Annotated in this window: 10 protein-coding genes and 18 pseudogenes; 19 read left to right on the top strand and 9 right to left on the bottom strand. The window is 71.5% G+C overall.

What is annotated here, in order from left to right:
- Position 1 precedes the first annotated feature (1 nt).
- Complete coding sequence (locus UK94_RS05500; protein WP_268761221.1) at positions 2–700, bottom strand: TetR family transcriptional regulator; 699 nt, start codon at positions 698–700, stop codon at positions 2–4.
- Positions 701–2,417: 1,717 nt separating this feature from the next.
- Here UK94_RS05500 and UK94_RS40865 point away from each other — a divergent pair.
- Positions 2,418–3,504: pseudogene (locus UK94_RS40865) on the top strand (ABC transporter substrate-binding protein); the annotation flags it as partial.
- A gap of 232 nt (positions 3,505–3,736) precedes the next feature.
- Here UK94_RS40865 and UK94_RS40860 read toward each other — a convergent pair.
- Positions 3,737–4,213, bottom strand: coding sequence for a hypothetical protein (locus UK94_RS40860; protein WP_162246896.1), 477 nt, complete (start codon positions 4,211–4,213; stop codon positions 3,737–3,739).
- A gap of 118 nt (positions 4,214–4,331) precedes the next feature.
- Between UK94_RS40860 and UK94_RS75785 the strand changes: the two are divergent.
- A pseudogene (locus UK94_RS75785) lies at positions 4,332–4,478 on the top strand (excalibur calcium-binding domain-containing protein); the annotation flags it as partial.
- A 136-nt stretch (positions 4,479–4,614) separates the two neighbouring features.
- Here UK94_RS75785 and UK94_RS40855 read toward each other — a convergent pair.
- Together UK94_RS40855 and UK94_RS05470 are read right to left on the bottom strand one after the other, a co-directional pair.
- Positions 4,615–4,758, bottom strand: a complete 144-nt coding sequence (locus tag UK94_RS40855) for a hypothetical protein (RefSeq protein WP_162246895.1) — start codon at positions 4,756–4,758, stop codon at positions 4,615–4,617.
- Between the two features lie 789 nt (positions 4,759–5,547).
- Positions 5,548–5,975, bottom strand: a pseudogene (locus UK94_RS05470) (YbhB/YbcL family Raf kinase inhibitor-like protein); the annotation flags it as partial.
- A gap of 215 nt (positions 5,976–6,190) precedes the next feature.
- On the opposite strand from UK94_RS05470, the gene UK94_RS05465 reads away from it, so the two are divergent.
- The 14 genes and pseudogenes from UK94_RS05465 to UK94_RS05435 form a co-directional block, all read left to right on the top strand.
- A complete protein-coding gene (locus UK94_RS05465) occupies positions 6,191–6,955 on the top strand; it encodes a GntR family transcriptional regulator (RefSeq protein ID WP_011605115.1) in 765 nt (254 codons plus the stop codon).
- Between the two features lie 3 nt (positions 6,956–6,958).
- Positions 6,959–7,798, top strand: a complete 840-nt coding sequence (locus UK94_RS05460) for a hypothetical protein (protein ID WP_011605116.1) — start codon at positions 6,959–6,961, stop codon at positions 7,796–7,798.
- 181 nt (positions 7,799–7,979) lie between these two features.
- Positions 7,980–8,280, top strand: a pseudogene (locus tag UK94_RS40850) (ATP-binding protein); the annotation flags it as partial.
- 1 nt (position 8,281) lies between these two features.
- Positions 8,282–8,418: pseudogene (locus UK94_RS40845) on the top strand (hypothetical protein); the annotation flags it as partial.
- Between the two features lies 1 nt (position 8,419).
- Positions 8,420–8,887: pseudogene (locus UK94_RS40840) on the top strand (molecular chaperone HtpG); the annotation flags it as partial.
- Position 8,888: 1 nt separating this feature from the next.
- Positions 8,889–9,106, top strand: a pseudogene (locus tag UK94_RS40835) (molecular chaperone HtpG); the annotation flags it as partial.
- A 1-nt stretch (position 9,107) separates the two neighbouring features.
- Positions 9,108–9,687: pseudogene (locus UK94_RS40830) on the top strand (molecular chaperone HtpG); the annotation flags it as partial.
- Between the two features lies 1 nt (position 9,688).
- A pseudogene (locus UK94_RS40825) lies at positions 9,689–9,847 on the top strand (hypothetical protein); the annotation flags it as partial.
- A 1-nt stretch (position 9,848) separates the two neighbouring features.
- Positions 9,849–9,911 (top strand): hypothetical protein (locus UK94_RS72870; RefSeq protein WP_255355981.1); only part of this gene is annotated, 63 nt, incomplete at its 5' end.
- A gap of 4,357 nt (positions 9,912–14,268) precedes the next feature.
- Positions 14,269–14,754, top strand: a pseudogene (locus UK94_RS75780) (glycosyltransferase); the annotation flags it as partial.
- A 1-nt stretch (position 14,755) separates the two neighbouring features.
- Positions 14,756–14,863: pseudogene (locus UK94_RS40815) on the top strand (glycosyltransferase family 2 protein); the annotation flags it as partial.
- A 1-nt stretch (position 14,864) separates the two neighbouring features.
- Positions 14,865–15,091 (top strand): annotated as a pseudogene (locus UK94_RS40810) (glycosyltransferase family 2 protein); the annotation flags it as partial.
- Between the two features lie 440 nt (positions 15,092–15,531).
- Positions 15,532–15,852 (top strand): annotated as a pseudogene (locus UK94_RS40800) (glycosyl transferase); the annotation flags it as partial.
- A gap of 1 nt (position 15,853) precedes the next feature.
- Positions 15,854–17,558 (top strand): annotated as a pseudogene (locus UK94_RS05435) (glycosyltransferase family 39 protein); the annotation flags it as partial.
- Positions 17,559–18,214: 656 nt separating this feature from the next.
- Here UK94_RS05435 and UK94_RS40795 read toward each other — a convergent pair.
- The 5 genes and pseudogenes from UK94_RS40795 to UK94_RS40775 all read right to left on the bottom strand — a co-directional run.
- On the bottom strand, positions 18,215–18,520 hold a 306-nt coding region (locus UK94_RS40795), incomplete at its 3' end, for a helix-turn-helix domain-containing protein (RefSeq protein WP_235486608.1).
- A 282-nt stretch (positions 18,521–18,802) separates the two neighbouring features.
- A complete protein-coding gene (locus UK94_RS40790; protein ID WP_235486749.1) occupies positions 18,803–19,201 on the bottom strand; it encodes a DUF2889 domain-containing protein in 399 nt (132 codons plus the stop codon).
- Positions 19,202–19,516: 315 nt separating this feature from the next.
- A pseudogene (locus UK94_RS40785) lies at positions 19,517–19,753 on the bottom strand (hypothetical protein); the annotation flags it as partial.
- Between the two features lie 386 nt (positions 19,754–20,139).
- A pseudogene (locus UK94_RS40780) lies at positions 20,140–20,471 on the bottom strand (alpha/beta hydrolase); the annotation flags it as partial.
- 1 nt (position 20,472) lies between these two features.
- Positions 20,473–21,084, bottom strand: a 612-nt coding sequence (locus UK94_RS40775; protein WP_235486606.1) for an alpha/beta hydrolase, incomplete at its 3' end; no start/stop codon positions are given.
- Positions 21,085–21,640: 556 nt separating this feature from the next.
- Here UK94_RS40775 and UK94_RS40770 point away from each other — a divergent pair.
- From UK94_RS40770 to UK94_RS05410, 3 genes and pseudogenes are all read left to right on the top strand, one after another.
- Positions 21,641–22,180 (top strand): annotated as a pseudogene (locus tag UK94_RS40770) (MFS transporter); the annotation flags it as partial.
- Between the two features lie 7 nt (positions 22,181–22,187).
- Positions 22,188–23,599: MFS transporter (locus UK94_RS05415; RefSeq protein WP_235486603.1), on the top strand; the 1,412-nt coding region annotated here is incomplete at its 5' end.
- Positions 23,600–23,814: 215 nt separating this feature from the next.
- A pseudogene (locus tag UK94_RS05410) lies at positions 23,815–24,102 on the top strand (HNH nuclease); the annotation flags it as partial.

Below are 24,102 nucleotides of genomic sequence, written 5' to 3'. Positions count from 1 at the left end.
GTCAGGCGACCTCGCGGTCGTGCGCCTCCTGGGGCAGCAGGCTCCGCAGACCAAGAATGATGTTGGTGATGCCGAACGCGAACTCCCCCGGCGGGCCGGCGACCGGCCCCGACGGTTCCGGCTCCGACGCCAACGCCGCTGCCGATACCCGGGCCGTCGCCGCCGTCGGCGCAGTCGCCGCAGTCCGCGTCGCCGCGGGAGGCGCCGCGGCCGCGGTGACGGCCGGGCGCCGGGCGGAGGCGGGCGGGGCCTCGGCCGGCTGCTCGGTGAGGAGGAACCCGCGGGTGTAGGCGGCCAGCGTGATGAAGGCGTGCCAGGCCAGCGACGGGGGGAAGCCGGCCTCGCGCAGCCCGTCGAGCAGCTCCGCGGCCCGGGGCCACGCCGCGACCGCGTCCTGGCGGGTGGCGCCGCCGATGCGCCGGACGATCAGATCGCACGTCAGGTCGTCGGCGGCGAGCGCGGCATAGCAGTCGTCGAAAAACCCGCGGAGCATGTCCTCCCAGCCGCCGGCGCGCAGCGGTGGCATGCTCTCGTAAAAGGCGGCGAGCGCCTCCTCGGTCATCGCGTCAAGAAGGTCGCGCTTGCTCTTGTAGTACCAGTAGATGCTGGTGACGCCGACGTCGAGGAATGCCGCGAGCCGCGGCATGCTGAGCTGGTCGACAGGCGTGTCCCGGCAGAATTCGAAGGCCCCCGAAAGAATCCCCGCGGCGTTGATCGACCCCCGCGCACGCCGNGATCGAGACCGCTTGGCGTTCGTGTTCGCAGTGGGGGGCACGCGCTGCCTCCGCATCGTCGGGACCAGACTGACGCAGCCCTGCCCGCCAGGACCACCCCGACTAGCCTACCGGATGGTTCACCGGATGGCCTTGAGACATCCCTCGCACCCTGCGGACGCAGGCCTTGTCCGCGGGGTCACCGCCCGCCTCGGGGCCACCCGAGGAGCCGCCCCACACCCCCCACGGCCCGCCCGAAGAGCCGCCCCGCCGACCCCGCCCCACGGGCCACCACGCGACCCGCCGTACCCGGTCTGCCGGCCGCCACGGGCCCGGCGGCGATGCGCATCCAAGGGTCGCCTCCATTCTGGCCGACCATTCTCGACGACCGTCGCCGCGCGGGCCGGGCGAGACCCTGCCCACAGCGGGCCACCGGTTCCCACCGGGTCACTGCGCACCAATGCCATCCGCAGAACGGCGGCCGCCATCCGTGAACGGCAACCCGGTACCGGAACTGNGAACCCGCCGCNCAACCGCGACCCTGGCTCGGACGTTCTCCGAAACGCCAGAGCCGATGGGTATACCCTTTTGCGCGAGATGGATCGGGCACGGCCGAGGTTATGGCACCCATGCCGCGCATCGCGGCCGGAATGGGCGCACAGCCGGGCTCGGTGATCGGGGCTGGGAGGGGACGGCGATGAAGCTCGGGATCGTGTCCGACGTGCACTGCGAGGCGGCGCTGCTCGAGACCGCCGCGCGGGAGATGGTCGAGGCGGGCGCCGAGGAGATCCTCCTGGCCGGCGACGCGCACTTCGAGTACCGATTTTCGAACGAGGTCACCGAGGTCATCCGCGCCTTCGACATGCGCTACATCTCGGGCAACCACGAGTGGCGCCTGATGGGCCCGACCGGGCAGCGGGCCCGGGAGGCGCCGCACGTCCGCGCCGCGAACCGCGACTTCGTCGAGGCCATCCCGACCACCATCGACACCGTCGTCGACGGGCGATCCCTGCGTATGATCCACGGCTGCCCGTGGCCGCCCTACGACCGCTACCTCAATCCGGNCGACCCGGACTACGCCCGCTGCGGCGACCTCGGCGTGGACATCCTCGTCCTGGGCCACACCCATCTGCCGCACCTCCAGCGCGTCGGGGNGACTCTCGTGATCAACCCCGGCTCCCTGGCGTTCTCCCAGGATCCCGGCGGCTTCGACCTCATGACCTACGCCCTGCTCGACGCCAGCACCGACGAGGTCACGCTCGTCCGCCGCCCCAAGCCGACCTCCTAGATCGCGCCTCTACCTCCCGCATCTNCAACTCGCCCACCTCCACCTGGCGCAGACCTGCTCCTGCAGTTTCGGAGAGTGACGGGGCTTGCCGCCCCCGGCCCGCGTCGGGGCCCGCTGGTGTGCCGTATATCTTGGCCAAACTAAGGACAGATTCCGAAGTAGCGGCATATCTTCACGCCTGAGTCCGCATCCGCGGAGCTCGGTGCAACGGAGCACGTCCTGTTCACGCAGGGAAGTCGGTCACTTCCCGTGCATGAGGTTTCGCTCGCCCCTTCCGGGCAGCTCGGGTCGGCGCGCGGTCACGCGCCGTGCCCGGGCCGACGGCGTTCAGGCGGTCCCAGGCCAGGACCAGCCCGCTGCGCCGTCGCCGCCCCGGGTGAGCCCGACGGCCGAGCTCCGGAGGCGGCGCGCGCGGAATGCGGTCCTGGGACAGCCGCACTCCGCCGCCACGCAGACCGCGGTCGCGAATCCCCGCACGACCCGAAACACCGGGCGCCCGCGCCCATCCGCGCCCTCCCTGTCGGACAACTGTTATGGGGACCACCGAACACATGTCAGCAACACACCCGTCACCCAGACACCCGTTCGCCGCCCTGCTCGCGGCCCTGGTCGCGGCCCTGATCGCGCTGGTCACGCTCACCGCCTGCGGCAGCGACTCCGACGGCGGCTCCGGCAAGCCCGCGGCGGCGGCGACGCCGGCCACGCCGACGACCCACGAGGTCGTCGACATGGGCGGCCGGCGCGTCACCGTGCCGACGCACCCGGAGCGGATCGTCACCAACTACCCGGCGGTCACCCAGATCATCTTCATGCTCGGCGGGATCGAACGGGTTGCCGGCGTGCCGCTGAGCAACCTCACGACGCTGCCGCTGTTCAAGAAGATCTACCCGCCGCTCGCCCAGAAGAAGGCGGTGTTCGGCGCCGACACCACCACCGTCAACACCGAGACCCTGCTCGCCCAGAAGCCGGACCTGGTGGTGCTGACCTCCGGCAACGCGGCGCTCGTGAAGAAGATCACCGATCTCGGTGTGCCCGTGGTCCAGATCGCCTCGTTCCCGAACTACTCCAAGCTCAACGACGGCGTGACGTTCCTCGCCGACGTGCTCGGCGGCGACGCTCCCAAGAAGGCCCAGCAGTACGTCGAGTACGTCGACGGCAACGTCGCCCAGATCAACAAGGGCCTCGCTGGCCTGCCGGCGACCGACCGGCCGAAGCTCTACTACACCGCCAACAACCCGCTGAACACCGAGGGCGGCGGCTCGATCATCGACAACTGGTCGACGCTCGCCGGAGGGACGAACGTCGCCACCGTCAACGGCGTCACGGGCACCATGAAGGACGTCTCGGTCGAATCGATCGTCCAGTGGGACCCGGAGTACGTCTTCTGCCGTGACGCCTCGTCCTGCACGAAGATCGAGCAGGATCCGCGCTGGTCGTCGGTCGCCGCGGTGCGCGACAAGCACCTGATCGTCAACCCGCGGGGCGTGTTCGTCTGGGCCGCACNCAGCGCCGAGGAGGCCCTGCAACCGATCTTCGTCGCCAAGACCCTGCACCCCGCGCAGTTCGCCGACGTCAGCATCGAGCAGGAGATCAAGGAGTTCTACCAGACCTTCTACTCCTACGACCTGACCGACGCCGAGGTGTCCGGCATCCTCCACCCGACGACCCCCTGACGCGCGTCGATCCATCGACCGGCTGACCCGCCGAGGCACTGGTTCGTGACCATCCGCTAAGGTCACGAACCGGTGTCTTCGGGGGGAGCACGGATGGCGGGTCGTCGGCAGCACGTCGCATTCCTGGCAGGACGGGGGGCCCGGATCGGGCTCGGCGTGCTCGGCGCCTTCGTCGCCGTGGCCATCGTGGTCGGGATCTTCGGCGGCTCGTCGTCGAAGCCCCGAAACCTGGTCGACGCCTCCACCCGAGCCGCGGACTCGGCGGCGACGCCCACAGCGGCGGCGACGCCCGGGTTCACCCCGTCACCGTCGGGGGCGCGGTCGGACGCGGGGTCGGACGCGGGGGCGCCGTCCGGGACGACCTCGGGTACCCCGTCGTCCGACGACGGATGGCCCGGGCTGCCGTACTCGGCCGCCCTGGCACCGTCGCCCGGCACCGGCACCGGCACCGCGGACGGCAGAACGACAGGCAGCGGTACCGCGGCTGGGACCACGGCCAGCACAATCTCGACCAGCACAATCGCGGCTACCAGCGCCACGGCTACCGGAACCACAGTCACGGGCTCCGGGGATACCGATCCGGCAGGCGGCGNCCCGGCAGGCAGCGAGACCACAGGCGCCGGGCCCACAGGCGCCGGGACTGCGCGCGGGAACGCGCTGGCTCCCGCGGCGGCGGGCGGCCCGACACAGGCGTCCGGGTCGACCTACTACGCGAACTGCACGGCGGCGCGCGCCGCCGGCATCGCCCCCCTGTACCGCGGCGACCCCGGCTACCGCGCCGGACTCGACGCGGACGACGACGGCATCGCCTGCGAGACCACGTCCTCGACCACATCGTCGACCACATCGGGACCCGCCGCCGGGTCGGGAGCGACGTACTACGCGAACTGCACCGCGGCCCGCGACGCGGGTGTCGCCCCCTGTACCGCGGCGATCCGGGTTACCGCTCCGGCCTGGACGCGGACGACGACGGCATCGCCTGCGAGACCACGTCCTCGACGTCGACGGCGCAGCGGCCGCCTGCGACGACCCCCGCGGCCCAGGCCGCCGCACCCGCCGCCGCCCAGTCCGCGGCGCCCAGCACAACTCAGAACGCCACCCCTCCCGCGACCCGGCCCGTCCCGGCCACCGAGTCCACCTCGCCGCCGCCACCCGCACCCACCTCCGCGGCACCCGCTCCCACGACCGCGCCCGTCCACACGACCGTGCCAGTGCCGACTGGCGGCCAGCCGGTCGGCTATGCCAACTGCGCGNCCGCCCGCGCCGCCGGTGTCACTCCCCTGCACAGCGGCGACGCCGGGTACAGCTCCGATCTCGACCGGGACGGCGACGGCATCGCCTGCGAGTAACGCCCGGCCGCGCCCGAGTGCCCACGCCTGCGGGACACATCCGTCGACGAGCGACCGACGGTGTGCGCCAACCGAGTAGCGCGGCACCATGACGACTCGTGCACTGCACCTTCGAAGATCGGGATTCCCGTTCGACAGGAAGCCCAGCACAGTCGGGAACGGTGGTGATCGTGGTCCATGAGCTGATCGCCCGGTTGGCGTCACCCAGTCCGGGATCAGTTGTCGTCGATGCCGGCGCCGGGTCGGGCCGGACGCTTGCGGCGATCGGCAGACGCGCTCCGGAGGCGAAGCTGATCGCGGTCGATCTCGACACGGACAAGCTGGCCTCGGCGATGTCCACCGTTCGGCGACGTCACACCTGCCGAGGTCGACCGCTGGTGGAACGAGCTGCAGGCGGCCGACNCCGCCGACGAGTTCCTCTTCAGCGAGACGGCATACATCGTCACGGCATACCGCACCCACTAGGATTCCGGCGGTCAGCAGGCGAGCATCTTCAAAACCGCCTACCGAACGTCTGCTGGTGCCTATCGGTCACCGGGGGTCTCGGCGGTTCCGGTGAGGGTGGCTCGCGCGAGGATGTGCGAGGCCATGGTGAAGCCGAGGGATGCCGGCGTGCTGTCCGCGGGAACGCCGATGTCGTCGACGTCGAGCGCGTGGACGGTGATGAGGTAGCGGTGCGGGCCGTGCCCGGCCGGCGGGGCGCCGCCGACGAACCGGGCGGCGCGGGCGTCGTTGGGAAGCTGCACGGCCGGATCGGGTAGTCCCGAGCCGGTGTCGTCGCCGGCTCCTTCCGGCAGCGAGGTCACGGTTGCGGGGATGTTGGCGACGGCCCAGTGCCAGAAGCCGGACATGGTCGGGGCGTCGGGGTCATACACGGTGACGGCGTAGCTCCTGGTGTGTTCCGGGGCGCCGGACCACGAGAGCTGCGGGCTTGCGTCTCGGCCTCCGGGGANGCCGAACAGGCCCGAAAGCTGCGCGGGCCGTAGCGCCTGCCCGTCCCGCACGCTTGCGCTGGTGACGGTGAAGCTCGGCACCTCGGGCAGGCGCGCGAACGGATCGTTGCTCGTCATCGGATGTCTCCTGTTCGTCAGGTGCAGGCGCCACCCACGCCCGCCCAGTCATCGATTAACCTAACATGAATCGATTATTTGAGCTAGAGTCGAGTGCATGGCAGAGCGCGATGACGGGGTGGCGCCGTCGGTGCGGGCGTACGAGTCGCTGCGAGCGGCGGTCATGCACGGCCAGTTCCGGCCGGGCCAGGCGTTGCGGCCGCAGGAGCTGGCCGTCGAGCGGGGGGTGAGCCTCGCGGTGGTGCGGGAGTGCCTGCTGCGGCTCGTCGGGGAGGGGTTGGCCGAGCGGCTGCCGAACCGCGGGTTCGTGGTTCCCGAGGCGGGTGACGTGCGATGGCAGGTGATCGCCGAGGCGCGGGCGGCGGTCGAGCCGACGATGCTGCGCATGTCGATCAGTCGCGGCGACCTGGAGTGGGAGACGCGGGTGCGCGCCGCCCACCACCGGCTCGCCGGCACGCCGCCGTTCGAGCACGACGGCGACGCCCATTTCTCGGATGCGTGGGCCGCTGCGCATCACGGGTTCCATCGCGCGCTGCTCGACGCGTGCGGCAACGACGTCCTGCTGGACACGTTCGAGCGGCTGTGGACCGCCAGCGAGCTGTCGCGCCGCTGGTCTGCGGCCGGCAACCCGGCTCGCAACTACCTGGCCGAGCACCGCCGGCTCGAACGGCTGGCGCTGAGCCGGCAGAGTGAGGCGGCCGCCGACGCGCTGGTCACCCATATCGCCGGCACCGCCGCCGCGCTCACCGAGGCGACGACGTCCACCGAAACGACCACGACCACCGACACGACCACCGACAGGGCCACGACCACGACCACCGACACGGCCACGCCCGCCGAACACACGCGGAAGGACGGCTGACCTGTGGACATGAATGCCGTCCGCGAGGTCAGCCTCGCCGTCAATGCGACCCATCGGTTCATCTACCTGGTCCCTGAGGCCGCGCAGGAGGCCGCCACCCTCGGCGTGACCGACCACGGACCGGCGGGGCCGGCGTACTTCGCGTTCCGCTCGGCCGCGATGGGTGCAGTCCCGTGGCAGGTCACGCTCGCGGCCTTCTACAACTGGAGCCCGCGGTCGGTGCGGGCCATGACGGGCGTGTGGGACGCCGCGTCGCCCGAGCGGTGGCAGGCCGCCCGCTTCACGGCCGTCGAGCGTGCGTTGCACCGCGTCGGCGTGCGTCTCACGGCCGAGCAGATCGCGCAGGCACGGTCGTTGATCGACCCGGTCGTCGCCGGTGCCGACTATGCCGGCAGGACGCTGGCCGCCGCGAACGCGTCGGTCGCGCTCCCGTCCGATCCGCTCGTCGCGTTGTGGCAGCAGATCACGGTGCTGCGCGAGTGGCGCGGCGACGCCCATCTCGTCGTGCTCGCCGCCAACCGCCTCGGGCCGTGCGACTGCAATGTCATCCAGACCGCGACGGGTCGCTTCCCGACGGTCCTCGCGCGGGCGACCCGCCGGTGGAACGACGAGGAGTGGGCCGCGGCGACAGCCCGTCTCGTCGCGCGCGGCTGGTTCGACGCGGACGGCACCGTGACCGATGCCGGCACCGAGGCGCGCGAGCAGATCGAGATCGAGACCGACGAGCACTGCGCCGCGCTGTGGGCGCCGATCGGCGAGGCGGGCGCCCGTCGCCTCGCCTCGCTCATCACGCCGATCGACGACGCGTTCACCGCGGCCGGGACCTATGGGCGACTGCGCTGATCGCACTGGCGGGGACGTCGGGTGTAAACCGGGTCGGCTGCGCTAATATCTGACCCCACGAATGGGGGGCGCCGGTAGCGCTGTGCCGCCTCCGGGTTGGCGCGCCGCAGGAGTGCCTCCCCGGCCGCGCGGGACCCCGCGTTGATCCTGCCCGAACTGCCCGTGTCCGCATGGAGGTCCCGTGAGCACCCGGATCGAGACGCTTGAATTTCAGGCCGAGGCCCGTCAGCTTCTGCAGTTGATGGTCCATTCGATCTACTCGGACAAGGACATCTTCCTGCGTGAGCTGATCTCGAACGCCTCCGACGCGCTCGACAAGCTCCGTCTCGCGTCACTGGTCGACAAGGACCTGCAGGTCGACACCTCCGACCTGCACATCGCCATCGAGGTCGACCGGGAAAAGCGCACTCTGACCGTGCGCGACAACGGCATCGGAATGTCCCGCGACGAGGTCGTCCAGCTCATCGGCACCATCGCGAAGTNGGGCACGGCCGAGGTACTCAGGAAGGCGAAGGAGTCGGCCGACGCCGCCGCGTCGCGGGAGCTCATCGGGCAGTTCGGTGTCGGCTTCTACTCCACGTTCATGGTGGCGGACACGGTCACGCTGCTGACCCGCCGGGNCGGTGCGAGCGGCGGCACCCGGTGGGAGTCCAGCGGCGAGGGCACCTACGTCATTGAGGACGTCGACGACGCGCCGCAGGGCACCGCGGTCACCCTGCAGCTCAAGCCGGAGGACGCCGAGGACCATCTGTTCGACTACACCGCCGAACGGAAGATCCGCGAGATCGTCAAGAAGTACTCCGACTTCATCGCGTGGCCCATCCGGATGGCCACCGAGAGCACGGACACCGGCGGCGCGGATACCGGCGGCGAGGCCACGACCCAGATCGAGACGCTCAACTCGATGAAGGCGTTGTGGGCGCGCCCGCGTGACGAGGTCGACCAGGCCGAGTACCACGAGCTCTACCGCCACCTCAGCCACGACTGGACCGACCCGCTCGAGGTCGTCCACATGAAGGGCGAGGGCCTCTTCGAGTACGAGGCGCTGCTGTTCATCCCGGCCCACGCCCCGCTCGACCTGTTCGCGCANGACGGCAGGCGCGGCGTTCAGCTTTACGTCAAGCGCGTGTTCATCATGGACGACTGCCAGGCGCTGATGCCGAACTACCTGCGCTTCGTCAAGGGCGTCGTCGACGCGCACGACCTGTCGCTGAACATCTCGCGCGAGATCCTCCAGCAGGACCGTCAGATCCAGCTCGTCCGTCGCCGGCTGGTCAAGAAGGTCCTCTCGACCGTCCGGAGTCTGCANACCGACGACGCCGAGCGCTACCGGACCTTCTGGAAGGAGTTCGGGCCGGTCGTCAAGGAGGGGCTGCTCGACGACGGCGACAACCAGGAGGCGATCCTGGAGGTCGTCTCCGTCGCCTCGACGCGTGACCCGGAGCAGACGACCACGCTGCGGGAGTACGTCGAGCGGATGAAGGACGGCCAGGACGACATCTACTACATGACCGGCGAGTCGCGGTTGATGGTCGAGAAGTCGCCGCACATGGAGGCCTTCCAGGCCCGCGGCTACGAGGTCCTGATCCTGACGGACCCGGTCGACGAGGTGTGGGTCGAGCGGGTGGCGCAGTTCGACGGAAAGCCCTTGCGCTCGATTGCCAAGGGCCAGGTCGATCTCGACACGGCGGACGAGAAGGAGAGCGCCGAACCCGAGCGGGAACAGCAGAAGAAGGATTACGCCGAGCTGCTGTCCTGGCTGGCGCGGACGCTGCAGGACCAGGTGAAGGAGGTCCGCCTCTCCTCCCGTCTGACGACGTCGCCGGCCTGCCTCGTGGGCGACACGTTCGACATCACCCCGACCCTGGAGAAGATGTACCGCGCCATGGNGCAGAACGTCCCGCATCCCAAGCGCATCCTGGAGCTCAACCCCACCCACCCCCTGGTGTCCGGGTTGCGGAAGGCCCACGAGCAGCAGGACGCCGACGCCGACGTCCTCGGCGAGACCGCCGAGCTGCTCTACGGCATGGCCCTGCTCGCCGAGGGCGGNGAACTCCCCGACCCGTCCCGCTTCACCCGCATCCTCGCCGACCGCCTGGCAAACACCCTGTAGCGGACACGAGACCNGGAAAACCCGGTAGGGCATCCTCCGCCGTGAGATTCTGTTGGTTGTGGGGATGCGGGCGGACTCACCAGGCGCCGAAGGTACCCGCGAAGGTGGCACGGACTTCTTCGTGTCCTACACCCACGCGGATGCGAAGTGGGCGGAGTGGATCGCCTGGCAGCTCGAAGCCGCCGGCTACCGGGTGAAGATCCAGGCCTGGGACTTCGACCGCGGTTCACATTTCGTCCGGGAGATGCGCCAGGCCGCCGCCACGGCGGACCGCACGATCGCCGTGGTGTCGGCCGTCTACCTGAAGTCGGCCTATGGAGAGGCCGAGTGGCAGGCGGCCTGGGCCGCCGACCCGTCAGGTGCCGGCCGCAACCTGATTCCCATCCGGATTGAGGACTGTCCACGACCCGGTTCACTGAGCCAGCTCGTCGGCGACGATCTCTTCGACCTGGACGCCGAGACGGCGACCGCCCGGCTGCTGGCCACAGCTCGGGGTGGGCGTGGAAAGCCGGCGACGGAACCGCTCTTCCCCGGCCACCGCGCGACGGTGGGAACCACGCCCGAGCCGACATTCCCCGGTCAGCTTCCACGAATGTGGAGGGCCCCTGGGAGAAACCGGAACTTCACCGGCCGCGAGCGCCTGTTGGCCGCGATCCACCTCAGCCTTCAGCAGGGACGGCCGGTGGCCGTGACCGCGCTGCANGGACTGGCCGGGGTAGGCAAGACGCAGTTGGCCGCCGAGTATGCCCACCGGTATGCCGACGACTACTCGCTGATCTGGTGGATCGACGCCGAACAGATTCCGCTCATCGGCGAGAAGATCGCCGCACTGGCGGGCCCGCTTGGTCTGCCCGGTGACGGGCCGGCCTCGGTGATCGCGGCGACCGTCCTCGCGGCGCTGGCCCGCCGTACTGGCTGGTTGGTGGTGTTCGACAACGCGGAGGACCCCGTCGCCCTGCGGGACTGGCTGCCGGATGGGCCAGGTCATGTGCTGATCACTTCGAGGAACCCGGCCTGGGGGGCGCTCGCCGACCCCGTCGCCGTCGGAGTGTTCGAGCGGGCCGAGTCGAGTGCGCTGCTGAGCCGGCGCCTTCCCGGCCAGGACCCGGCGGCGGTGGACGCCCTTGCCGGCGAGCTGGGCGACCTGCCGCTGGCACTGGCGCAGGCGGCGGACTACATCGCCGCCACGGGCACGGACGCGGCCGGCTATCTGGCCAAGTTCCGCGCCCGCAGGACAGTGCTGCTGGCGAAGGGCGACGACCCGCCTTACACCGGCACGGTCGCGACCGCCTGGTCGGTGGCCCTGGATCGGCTGCGGGCCGAGGCCCCGGCCACGGTGCAACTGCTGCAGCTGTGCGCACTGTTGGCCCCGGAGCCCATCCCGCTCACCCTGTTCAGCGACCATCCCGAGCTGCTCGAGAGCCCGCTGGCGGACGCGTGCGCGGACGGCGCCGTCGACCTGGATCTGGACGACGTGATCGGCGCCGCGAGGAGGTACTCCTGGGTAGGGCGTACCGGGGACACTATTCAGCTGCATCGCCTGGTGCGGGACGTCATCGCCGACTCCGGGCGCCGGGCCCCCGACAGCGCCGCGACCTGCCGCACCGCCGTCACGCTCCTGGGCAGCGTGGTCGACTCCCTGAACCCCGAACTCCCGACCGACTGGCCGCGGTACTGGCTGCTCACGCCGCACCTCGCTGCCCTGTGCCATCAGGCCGCCGTCCGCACCGTCGACTCTCGCCACGTCGACCGTCTCCTGTACTGCATCGCGGGGACGGTGTCGGCGCACGGCAGGGGCGGGACGTTCGCCGCAGGCGAGGCGCTGGCCCGCGCCTGCCTGGACGTCCTCGCCGATCATGGCAGCGAACAGGCGCTGCTGCGGGTGCNCCACGAACTGGCCTGGCACGTGGCACAGCGACGCCCGGCCAGGGCAGAGCGGATACATCTCGACGTCCTGACGGCGCGACGGCGACTACTCGGCAACGATCATCTCGACACCCTGGCCTCCCGCCAGGAAGTCGCGTGGATAGCCGGCGTCCAGCGACGGTGGACCGCCGCCGAGAAGCAGTACCGCGACGTCTTCGGCGCCCGGCGCCGAGTTCTGGGTCTCGACGATTCCGAAACCCTCATCACCTGTCTCAGGCCATCCTGACAGGTAGGAGCCTGACCGCAGCAGCGCCGTGCACTAGCGGACTCTTGTGCCTCGCCGAGGGAAGCCAAGTACACCGTGACGCCCGTCAATCCCTGGGACAAGCCCTCACGTCCGCCGGCCGGGTGCACTTGTCGGCTCTCGTGCCTCGTCGCCCGAGCCGGCGGACATGCCCCGATTGGCCGTGTCGGCGAATACCGGACCTGCCGGCGATCACATGGCCCGAATGACGGCGGGCCGCTCCTGGCCGCGTCCCACCTTCGCCCGTGTGCTTGTAGGCATCGGGTGCTTGTCTGCCGGAGCGGCGCCGCCCGTCTCGGAGGGATGAACGGGCGGCGCCGCAACATTTCGAGCGCTAGCGGCGGTGAGACGAGCGGCTTATCTCACCATCGCCGTGTCGTGGCCGGCAGGTTCCCGGGACGGGGTCAGGCGTTGGCGAGCTCGTGCGGGATGTCGGGGACGTTCACTTCCACCTCCGCGGCTGGTCCGGGCACCGCGACGTGGTCGATGTCCTTGCCGTCGACCGTCGCCCGGACGCCGGCGCTGCCGGGGAATTCGCCCGTCACGTAGGAGTCGACGTCGAAGCGCAGGCCACCCTGNCCGCCCACGGCGTCGCCGTCCTTGCGAATGGCGATGACCTCGTGGGTCGCTGACCACAGCGCTCCCGAGGAGCGCGGCGGGGTGATGAGGCCGTGGTCCTTGCTGTCCTCGGTGAACTGGGTGACGCCGTAGCGGCTGCTGTAGCCCAATTCGGTGGTCACGCTGGTGTCGATCGAGGCGCTGAACGCCTTGATGCTGATGCCGGCCGACGCGCTCACCGTCACGCTGGTCTTCCGGCTGTACTCCTCGCTGCGTTCCTTGCTGACCCCGGTGGTGACCCGCCGGTTCGACGGCTGGGGCACCGTTCCCGCCTCGTTGTTCCGAAAGATCTGCAATGTGTAGTTGACCCGCCGCTCCAGCGTGTAGAAGGGCGAGTTCGCGACCTGCCAGGCGATGGTCTTGTTGGGATCCTTGACAAGAGTGCAGGGCACGATCACTGCCCGGTCGGTCACCTGCGCGATCGGGTCGGGCTCCCGGTGCGACGTCAGGACGGGACGGGGTGGGGGATTACGCCGGGCGACCGCCGCAGGCAGATCCAAGACCGAGACAGTGTCGGTGGGCCGGGAGTAGTGGTTGACCGACAGGATCAGATCGGCGCCCAGGATGAGCCGCTCCTCGCTGTCCGAAGGATACGGTGCCGACCGGATCTGCCAGACTCCCACGTCAGTCTTCGCGCCGGACTTCTGGTCATTCCAGATCAGGTCTCCGATGACACCGTCACGCACGTAACGGCGTCCGGCGAAGTCGCGGCGGATACAGGCATACCAGTGCGCTGGNGGCTTGTTCCAGCTCCGGGAGAACACGTGTCCCAAGGCGACATAGCCGGAGGGCGCGACCGGACGCCATACCGAGCCGTCCTGCTTCGCGCCGGACTTCTCGTCGCGCCACACGAGCTGGAAATCGGTCGGCGGGCGGACCATCGCGTCGGCGGCGTTCACCCCGCGGACCAGGATCGTGGCCCGCGTACCGGTGATGTCATCGTGGTTGCCCCCGTGCCCGACGCTCCCAAGGGCACGCCAGCCCTGGGCGTACATCGCGTCGGTGATCAGAGGATCGAAGAACGNCCCGTGAAGAGTGGCACCAGACCCCCGATCGTCCCACAGCCGCACGAAACGGTCCGTGACCGCAATGTCCAACGCACCATGCCTGACGCTCTCGACCATGAACTCTCCCTGATCNCTGAAGGATGTGGATAGACGTACCTCCTCACCTTCCATGCCCCCAACCANCGCACATCCAAGGAGTGATTGAAGATGCGCTCAGGGTTACGAGACATCCATCGTCGCCGCCTTCGGGCCGGTTACGAACCGGACTGTCCGGATCCGCGTATCCAAGTGATGTTGAAGGTAGCGCGACTACCAGCGGTGGTGACGTCCTGTTTCGGGATGACCAACTGCCCGCGGAACCGACACTGNCGGTGCACCGGTGTTCTCGGTAGCCTCGTCGAGAAAGGTGATGTCGACTGCGCCGTTGGCCGGAGCGGAGGAGACGGGCGGCCAGGCGTTGATCCGCGCGGCTTCAGCGGTGCAGGCTGGCGGGCGGGGGGTTCACAGGGATCACACAGAGGTCGCACAGGGTCTGCGCAGGCGGGGGGCCGACCGTGAGGGCATGACGCTCCCGCCGACGACCGACGCCCGCCGCACCCGTACCGTCGCCCCCCGTACCGTCGCCGCGCGATCCGACTTCCCGCAGGCCGACTTCCCGCGGTCTCACGTTCCGCGGTCCGATGTTCCGCGGTTCTCGGGTCGGCCCGCCGCAGCGCAGGTCGACGGGGATGGGCGGGCCGACCAGCGCGTCACGCAGCCGAACCCGCGGCCACCCCGGCCCGATCATCCCGTCCTGGACCTGGTCGTGCCGGTCTACAACGAGGAGCGGGATCTCGGGCCGTCGGTTCGGCGGCTGCACGCCTTTCTTCTCAGCCAGTTCCCGTACCCGTTTCGGATCACGATCGCGGACAACGCCAGCCCCGACGAGACCCTGAAGCTCGCCCGGACCCTGGCCGCCGAACTGCCCGGCGTCGCCGTCATCCACCTCGACCTCAAGGGACGGGGCCGCGCCCTGCGGGAGGTGTGGTCGGGCTCGGACGCCGACGTGNTCGCCTACACCGACGTCGACCTGTCCACCGACCTGGGCGCCCTGCTCCCTCTGGTCGCACCGCTGATCTCGGGGCACTCGGACGTGGCCGTCGGCAGCCGGCTCAGCCNCGGGGCACGGGTGGTGCGCGGGCCGAAGCGGGAGATCATCTCCCGTTGTTACAACCTGCTGCTGCGCCGGACGCTGCGGGTGCGGTTCCGCGACGCGCAGTGCGGCTTCAAGGCCATCCGGTCCGACGTCGCCGCGCACCTGCTGCCGCACGTCGCCGACACCGGCTGGTTCTTCGACACCGAGCTGCTCGTCCTGGCCGAACGCTGCGGCCTGCGGGTGCACGAGGNGCCGGTCGACTGGGTGGACGATCNGGACAGCCGCGTCGACATCGTCGCCACCGCCCTGGCCGACCTGCGGGGCATCGTGCGGCTCCGCCGGGNGATCGNCAGCGGCACGGTGCCCGTCGCCCATCTGCGCTCCTGGCTGGGACGCCGCCCGCTCGCCCCGAACTCCGCGCCGACCGCCCCCCTGACGCCCTACCCTGACGCGCCCTACCCGGACGCCCGCCCCCGGTCCACGCGATCGGACGCCGACCGGCAGCCCGCCTCGGCCGACGCCGGCGCCCTGCACTGAGNCCGCCCTCATCCGCGCATCCGCACCGAACCGCCCGGGGCGGTTTCCTTGCCTTTCCAGAGGCCTTCGCGTCCGTTTTATCCCTCTGGATAGGCAAGGGAGTCCGTCGGCACGGGGGCGGAACCGCGACAGACAGACCCTGGAGACTTCTCGATGACGACCACCGCACCCGACGTCGACGCGTCCGACACGATCCGGCTCGCCCCGAGGTCAGGCGGCGCCGGGCACTGGGCCCAACCGCCGCCTGCGCCGCCGGGCAGGGGGCACGGGCGGCTCGGGCGGCTGGCCCGCGGGCCAGCCGGTGATCCGGTCTGGGTCCGCCCGGCGCTGCTGGTCCTGCTGGCCGGCACGGCGCTGCTCTACCTGTGGAACCTCGGCGCGTCCGGCTACGGCAACAGCTTCTACGCGGCGGCCACCCAGGCGGGCTCCCAGAGCTGGAAGGCGCTGCTGTTCGGCTCCCTGGACGCCGGCAACNCCATCACCGTCGACAAGCCGCCGGCCTCGCTGTGGATCTCGGGGCTGTCCGCTCGGGTCTTCGGCTTCTCGTCCTGGTCCGTGCTCGCGCCGCAGGCGGTCGAGGGGGTCGCGGCCGTCGGGTTACTGTACGCGACGGTCCGGCGCAGCGCCGGCGCCACCGCCGGGCTGCTCGCGGGCACCGCGTTCGCGCTGACGCCGGTCGCCGCGCTGATGTTCCGGTTCAACAACCCGGACGCCCTGCTGGTGCTGCTCCTCGTCGCCGCGGCCTACTGCACGGTCCGGGCCACCGAGCGGGCCAGCGCGCGCTGGCTGGTGCTCGCCGGGACCTGCATCGGCTTCGGCTTCCTCACCAAGCTGGCGCAGGCGTTCCTCGTCGTCCCCGCCCTCGGCCTGGCGTACCTGATCGCCGCGCCGACGGGCCTGGGACGCCGGGTGCTGCACCTGGCCGGCGCGGCCGGGGCGATCGTCGTCTCGGCCGGCTGGTACGTCGCCCTGGTCGACCTGTGGCCGGCGTCGTCCCGCCCCTACATCGGCGGTTCCACCGACAACAGCCTGCTCCAGCTCGCCCTCGGCTACAACGGCCTCGGCCGCATCCTCGGCTCCTCCGGTGGCGGCGCCGGTGGCGGCGCCGGTGGCGGTGGCGGTGGCGGCGGGATGGGCGGCGGGGCGAACAACGGCTTCGGCGGCGCCACCGGGATCATCCGGCTGTTCGGGTCGAGCATGGGCTCGGAGATCTCCTGGCTGCTGCCCGCGGCGCTGCTCGTGCTGGTCGTCGGGCTGTGGCGGACCAGGCGGGCACCCCGCACCGACCCGGCGCGGGCCGCGCTGGTGCTGTGGGGCGGCTGGCTCGTCGTCAGCGGGCTGGTGTTCAGCTTCATGAACGGGATCATCCATCCCTACTACACCGTCGCCCTGGCGCCGGCGATCGCCGCGCTCGTCGCCGCCGGCGGGATCGCGCTGTGGCGCGACCGCGACCGGTTCCCGGCGCGGTCGGCACTCGCCGTCGTGATCGCGCTGACCGGCATCTGGAGCTTCGTGCTGCTCGACCGCGTGCCGACCTGGTTGCCGGCGCTGCGCTGGATCGTGCTCGTCGCCGCGTTGGCCCTGGCCGCCGCACTGGTCGCGGGTGCGGCCCGGTTCACCCGGGTGAGCGCGGTGCTCGCCACCGCGGCGGTGCTCACCGTCGGCGCCGGCAGCGCGGCCTACGCCGCGAGCACCGCCGCGCATCCGCACACCGGCTCGATCCCCACCTCGGGACCGTCCAGCGCCGCGACGGGCGGCGGTCCCGGCGGAGGCGGCGGACGCTTCGGCGCCGGCAGCCCGCCCACCGGCAATCCGCCCACCGGCACCCGGCCCACAGGCACGGGCACGGGCACTGCGGGATCCTCGGCCGCCGCCTCCACCACGAGCGGCACGGCAGGCGGCAGCACCTCGGCGCCCGAGGGCGTGGCGGCGGGCGGAGGTGGCGGGGAGCAGTCCACGAACGCGGCGTTGACGGCGCTGCTGGCGCGGTCGACGACCACGTGGGCCGCGGCCACGACGGGCGGCGCGACCAGCGCGGCGCAGCTCGAACTCGCCAGCGGGCAGTCCGTCATCGCGATCGGCGGCTGGGACGGCAGCGACCCGGCGCCCACCCTGGCCCAGTTCCAGCAGTGGGTCGCCGACGGGAAGATCCACTACTTCCTGGCCGGCGGCGGGGGCATNGGCGGCCCGATCGGCGGCGACCGCACCTCGGGCACCGGCACCGCGATCGCCACCTGGGTCGCGGCGCACTTCACCGCCACCACGGTGGGCGCTCAGACGGTCTACGACCTGACCGCCACCAGCACGAACGGCTGACGCGGCCGGCTACGGCGGCGGCGGACCTCCCCGGTCCGCCGCCGCCCTGCGTCACGCCTGGACTGACTCACCGCCTGTCCGGAGGGTTCCGCGCCCGATTTATCCCTCCGGACAGGCAGGAGTCGCGGCCCCGTCAGGGGGTGTCGGTGCCGGCGCGTTGCCTGGCCAGCAGGGCGCGCAGGCCGTCGACGACGAGGGTGTCGGCGAAGGCGGTGAGGTCGCTTCCGTGGACCTGCGACCACATCGCCTCCACCCGGCTCAGCGCCGGCCACTGCGCGGACCGGTCACCCGGGACGCCGGCGCCCGCACCCTCGTGCAGCCGGCGCTGGATCGACCGGGCCATGCCGTAGTCGTGCAGGACGTTGAAGCCGAGCAGCGCGTTCTTCGGCGTCAGGCCGGCGTCCAGCAGGATCTGCAGGTAGCCGTCCATGATCCGCCAACCCTGGGTGGTGGGCGGGNGAGCGTAGACCAGCACGTCGACGCCGGGCCAGGCCTCCAGAGCCGCGGCGGAGCGCCGGCNCAGCTCGCACAGGCGCACGTCCCAGTCACCGAGGTCGGGCGGGGGAATCTCGACGTCGGCGAGGACGGCGTCGATGACCAGGTCGACCAGCGCGTCCTTACTGGGAACGTGGTGGTAGGCCGCCATGGCGGACACCCCGAGCTCCTCGGCGAGCGCGCGCATGGTCAACGCCTCGAACCCCCGGTGAGTCCCCACGCGCAGGGCGGCGGCGACGATGTCGTCGACCCCCAGGGCCCGCACCGCACCGGCCGGCGCGCCGGACGCCTGCGCGCCGCGCGCCGCAGCCGGACGGGCACCTGCCGCCACCTCACCACCCGAAACACGTCGACGTCGTCGGGCGCCGCCACCCTCCCCGCCACCCCGGGGAACGCCCAGCGGTCAGTATAAAACCGGCGACCCGGTCGACCCGGCGGACCGGCGGACCGACGACCGGCGCGCCGGCGACCGGCGGGCCGGCGGGCCGGGCGATCCTCCGACCCCGGTCGGCCCGCCGATCCGGTCGCTCGCCCGATCCGCTCGCTCGCCCGGTCCGCTCGGCCCGTCGATCCCGCCGCTCAGTCGGTCCGGCCGCTCAGTCGATCCGGCCGCTCAGTCGATCCGGCCGGTGGTGACAAGCTGATCGACGAGGACGGGGACCTCGGCGAGCGCCCGCAGCGCGTCGTTGAGGTGGGTGCAGCCGTCGGTGCCGACGACGAGTCGGATGACCCGGGCCCGCAGGGTCCGCATCGGCTCGCCGAGCAGCAGATCGACGTTGTCGGCGGCCGACGGGCACGTCTCGAAGGGCAGCACCCGCGGGTCCGCACGCAGCCCGACGAGCCGCATGGTGGCCGGGTCGACGGTGGCGTGCACGCCGTACTCGTGCACGACCGTCTCCACCCCCTGCGGGCTCCACATGCTGTCCCGGAACATCGAGTCGACGGTCAGCAGGCCGTGGGGCGTCCCGAGCTCGGGCGCCACCACATCCACCCGGCGCCGACGGCGGAACATCGCCGAATCGCCGGGCGGCGCCGGCATCCGGTGCCAGGCCAGCGGGTCGTCGGGCTGCTCCAACGGATGGGCGGGCACGAGGTTCTGCTCCAACCCGGCGCCCTGGGACATCCGTTCCAGCGGGCTGCCGTCGGCCCGCCATCCCGAGCAGACCTCCNGCATCGCCTCGACCCGACTGGCCTGCGTCGACGCGGCGAACTCCGCCAGTTTCCCCTGCTCGCGGGGCCACAGCCGCCAGGCGATCGGCCCCACCAGGGTCGCGCCGGGCATGTCGTCGAGCAGGAAGTGCAGCGGCGATCCGGTCGCGACGTCCTNGGGGACCAGTTCCCGCAGCCGGGCGCGGTAGCCGCGGCCGCCGCTCTGCCCGACCAGGCCACCCAGGGCCCGACGCGGGGGCACACTGGTGACGGAACGCAACGTCCGGGTGCCGTCGACAGTGACGCGCAGCTGCGCGGAGTCGACCACCGTCGCCTGCCTGTCGCGCCCGGTCACGAGGTCGCGGGCGCCGGCGTGCAGGTGCATCGGGGAGCCGAAGCCGTCAGGCCAGGTCACGTTGAGATGGCTGGTGCGGCGCACCGATCCGGGCACGCGCGGCGGGGCGCCGCGGTGTGGACTGCCCGGCGGCGGNGTCAGCTCGGCGAGCGCCGGCAGTGGTCGTACGGGAGACGGCATCTGGACCTCCGAGCCCGGTCGGGCGGCACGCCGCAGCGGNGCACCGCCCGTATGGACCGCGCCCGCGGCATAACCCGTCACCCTTTACACAGTAAAGCCGAAGGCAAATCTACCTTGCACAATCCCGCTGCGCTGGGTGACATCGACCACGGGCACGCCGGACACCCGCAGCCCGGCCGTGGGTGCGGGTGCGCTCCCCGTCAGCATGCGGAGTCGGTCAGGAGCGGAGCCGGGCAGGAGCGGAGCCGGGCAGAGGAGGGAACCGGTCAGGCCGGGAAGGCGAAGTCGCGGATCAGGGTGACGAGCTCCAGCGGACGGTCGCTCTGCACGGCGTGGCCGGCGCCGTCGACGAGGGCGTAGCGCAGGGCCGGAAGGCGGCGGCGGAACTCGGCGACGTCGGCGTCGAGGACGTACCTCGACTCGCCGCCGCGCACGAGCAGCGTCGGCACGGTGATCGTGTCGACCTCGTCCCACAGCGAGGTGAAGTCGAGCCAGTCCGGGGTTCCCGGCGGGGGCGGGCCGAACAGGTCGTACCGCCACGACCAGCGGCCGTCCGGCAGCCGGCGGGCGTTGTGGCGCACCCCACGGCGCACCCCGGNGGCGGCCCGCAGCGGGCTCAGTGCCACCGCGGCGTCGGCCATCTCCTCGAACGAGGCGTAGGTCGGCGGTCCGGAGACGAGCGCCACCGAGCCGCGTTCGGCCGTCGTCATCGTCCGGCTCGGGTCGTTGACCTGCGGGGTGACGTCGACGATCACGGCACGCCGGCAGAGGTCGGGGCGCGTCGCGGCGAGATGGGTGACGGTCAGGCCGCCGAGCGACATGCCCACCACGACCGCCGCGTTCGGCGCCACGGCCGGCAGGGCCGTCGCCAGCGCCTCGACGTTGCGCCACGGACCGTAGTCACGGTCGGCGCGCCAGGACGACCGGCCGTGGCCGGGCAGGTCGAAGGCCACCGCCGGCCGGCCCAGCGCGAGCGCCACGTAGTCCCAGGTGTGGGCGTTCTGCGCGCCGCCGTGCAGGAACACCACCTCGGGATCGGCGGTACCCCAACGGATGTAGCTCAGCCGCCGGTCGGCCGCCAGGTCGACGTAACCGCGGCTGACGTCGGGCCGGCCCGCGAACGGCAGGCCCAGTTCCTCGGCGTTCTCGTGCAGCAGTCCGAACTCGTCGTAGTCGTCGGCCGCCAACGTGCTCTCGACATCGGTCGCCACGTCGCCTCGCTCTCCTCGCGCCGGCCCTCAGATGGCTGTGCAGTGCAGACGGACGATGATCGCGTTCGGGTGATCGGGGGTCGGGGGGTCGGGGGGTCGGATGGTGGACGACCCGTCCGGATGGGTGCGATCCGTCCAGCGAGCAATGTAGGACGCTCCGGCGTCGACGTGCGCCGTTTCGGGTCGTGCACCGGCCGCCGAGACGGGAATGTCGATCGACAGGCGTGGTTGTTAGTATGAGTCAAGCAACTATCCGACGTGGACGCGGGCGCATGCGGCCGGCCTGACCGGCAGGCACCCGGACCGGTACGAGGCATCCAACCGACACAGTCGGCAACCAANCGACACAGTCGGCAACCAACCGACACCGTCGCCAACCAACCGACACCGTCGGCATCGGACCACGCGGCCGGATCCCGGGCCCCGCACCGCAGCGACGAGCTGCGAGCCGGCCCCGGCCTGGCCCGGCCCGCCTCGCGCCCATGCCACTCAGGAGGCCCGGCACCGCCCCGCAGCGGCGGCCCGGCCGCATCGGTGATGGAGGGAGCAGCGCCGGATGTCCACGACAGCGGGGACTCCGGTCGACGCAGCGCGCCGGCCAGACCAGGACGACCACGCGGGATACCGCTGGATCGCCCTGTCGAACACGACCATCGGGGTACTGATGGCGACGGTCAACAGCTCGATCGTCATCATCTCCCTGCCCGCGATCTTCCGCGGGATCCACCTCGATCCCCTGCAGCCGGGCAACGTCAGCTACCTGCTGTGGATGCTGATGGGCTACATGCTCGTCTCCGCCGTGCTGGTGGTGACGCTGGGCCGGCTCGGTGACATGTTCGGCCGGGTCCGGATCTACAACGCCGGCTTCGCGGTGTTCAGCGTCGCCTCGGTCGGGCTGGCGCTGACCCCCTGGCAGGGCTCGTCCGGGGCGCTGTGGCTGATCGGCTGGCGGGTCGTGCAGGGCGTGGGCGGCGCGATGCTCATGGCCAACTCCACGGCCATCCTCACCGACGCCTTCCCCACCCGCCAGCGCGGCATGGCGCTGGGCATCAACCAGGTCGCCGCGCTCGCCGGCTCCTTCGTCGGGCTGGTCGCCNNCGGCNTGCTGTCGGAGTGGAACTGGCGCGCGGTGTTCTGGGTGAGCGTGCCGATCGGCGTCGCCGGCACGATCTGGTCCTACCGCAGCCTGCGCGACACCGGCCGGCGCGCGCCCGCGCGGATCGACTGGTGGGGCAACATCACTTTCGCGGTCGGGCTGACGGCGCTGCTCGCCGGCGTCACGTACGGCATCCAGCCCTACGGCGGGCACGACATGGGCTGGCTGAACCCCAAGGTGCTCGCCGCGCTGATCGGCGGCGCCGCCGTCCTGGTCGCGTTCGTCCTCATCGAACGACGCACCGCGCAGCCGATGTTCAACCTGGCGCTGTTCCGGATCCGGGCGTTCACCGCCGGCAACGCGGCGGTCCTGCTGTCCTCGATCGCCCGCGGCGGGATGCAGTTCATGCTGATCATCTGGCTGCAGGGAATCTGGCTGCCGCTGCACGGCTACGACTACGTCGACACCCCGCTGTGGGCGGGCGTCTACCTGCTGCCGCTGACGGTCGGGTTCCTGGTGGCGGGCCCGGTGTCGGGCTTCCTGTCCGACCGGTTCGGCGCCCGCGCCTTCGCCACCGGCGGCCTGACGCTGGTCGCCGCGACCTTCGTCGGTCTGCTGCTGCTGCCGACGAACTTCAGCTACCCGGCGTTCGCGGTGCTGCTGGTCCTCAACGGGATCGGCTCGGGCCTGTTCTCCGCGCCGAACACGACCGCGGTGATGAATGCCGTGCCGGCGGCCGCCCGCGGCGGCGCGTCCGGGATGCGCGCGACGTTCATGAACTCCGGGCAGGTCCTGTCGATCGGCCTGTTCTTCTCCCTGATGATCGCCGGGCTGTCCTCGACGTTGCCGCACTCGCTGCACAGCGGGCTGGCCGCGCAGGGCGTGCCCGCCGACGTCACCGACCGGGTGGCGAACCTGCCTCCGGTCGGCAGCCTGTTCGCCGCCTTCCTCGGCTACAACCCGATGCAGAACCTGCTCGGCGACGACACTCTGCACCAGCTCCCCGCGGCGAACGCGCAGGCGCTGACGGGCAAGGAGTTCTTCCCGCACCTGATCGCCTCGCCGTTCCACCACGGCCTGATCATCGTGTTCTCGCTCGCCATCGCCATGTCGCTGATCGCCGCGGTCGCCTCCCTGCTGCGCGGCGCGAGGTACGTCCACATCGAGACGCTGCTCGCCGTCGAGGCCGCCGCCGGCCCCACCGCCACCGGCGGTGCCATCACCGACGGAGGTGCCATCACCGACGGAGGTGCCGTGTCGGTAGGAAGCAGCCAGGAAACGGAAAGCAGCGATCCGGTTGGGAGCGGTCACCCGGCCAGGAGCGGTCGACCGGCGACGGGCGCCCTGCCGGCAGAGCGGCTGCAACCATCCGACCAGGCGTGCGTCGACCTGGACGCACCGACGGTACGGATCCCCTAGCCGCACTGTCTGTCCCGGGGAGGTGGACGGCCGCCCACCTCCCCGGCCACTCCGCCCGCCGCTTCCCCACCCGCGCCGCCGCTTCTCCATCCGCGCCGCGGCCCACCCATCCGCGCCCACTGCCCGTACGCACCGCTCGCCTGTTGGTCAGGTGCGAGTTGGTTCCCGTGTCGTCTCCGCCCACAGCGTACGAACAGGTGTTCGACATTGGGTGGATGTTGTTCTACCGTTACCCCATGGATCTCAACGACTTCGGGGACGGCCCTGACCCGCCGACCCGCCTCGCCACAATCTCCCGCCAGCTCGACGGGCTCCTCACCGCCCAGGCCTGGCAGCTGTCCGACACGGAGCTGGACGGGCTGCTCGAGGGGGTCTGCCGGCTGACCAGCCGCGTCGCCGCCGTCCGAGGGCTGCTGTTCGTCGAGGCCCAGAACCGCGGATTCGCCGTGCGCCACGGCGCCACCGACCTCACCGGCTGGCTGCGCGACCGGCTACGCCTGACC

The sequence above is a fragment of the Frankia sp. AvcI1 genome (genome assembly GCF_001420875.1).
In the GTDB taxonomy this organism is placed as follows: domain Bacteria; phylum Actinomycetota; class Actinomycetes; order Frankiales; family Frankiaceae; genus Frankia; species Frankia alni.
The sequence above is the reverse complement of the archived record's forward strand: the minus strand, read 5'-3'. Positions and strand labels throughout refer to the sequence as shown.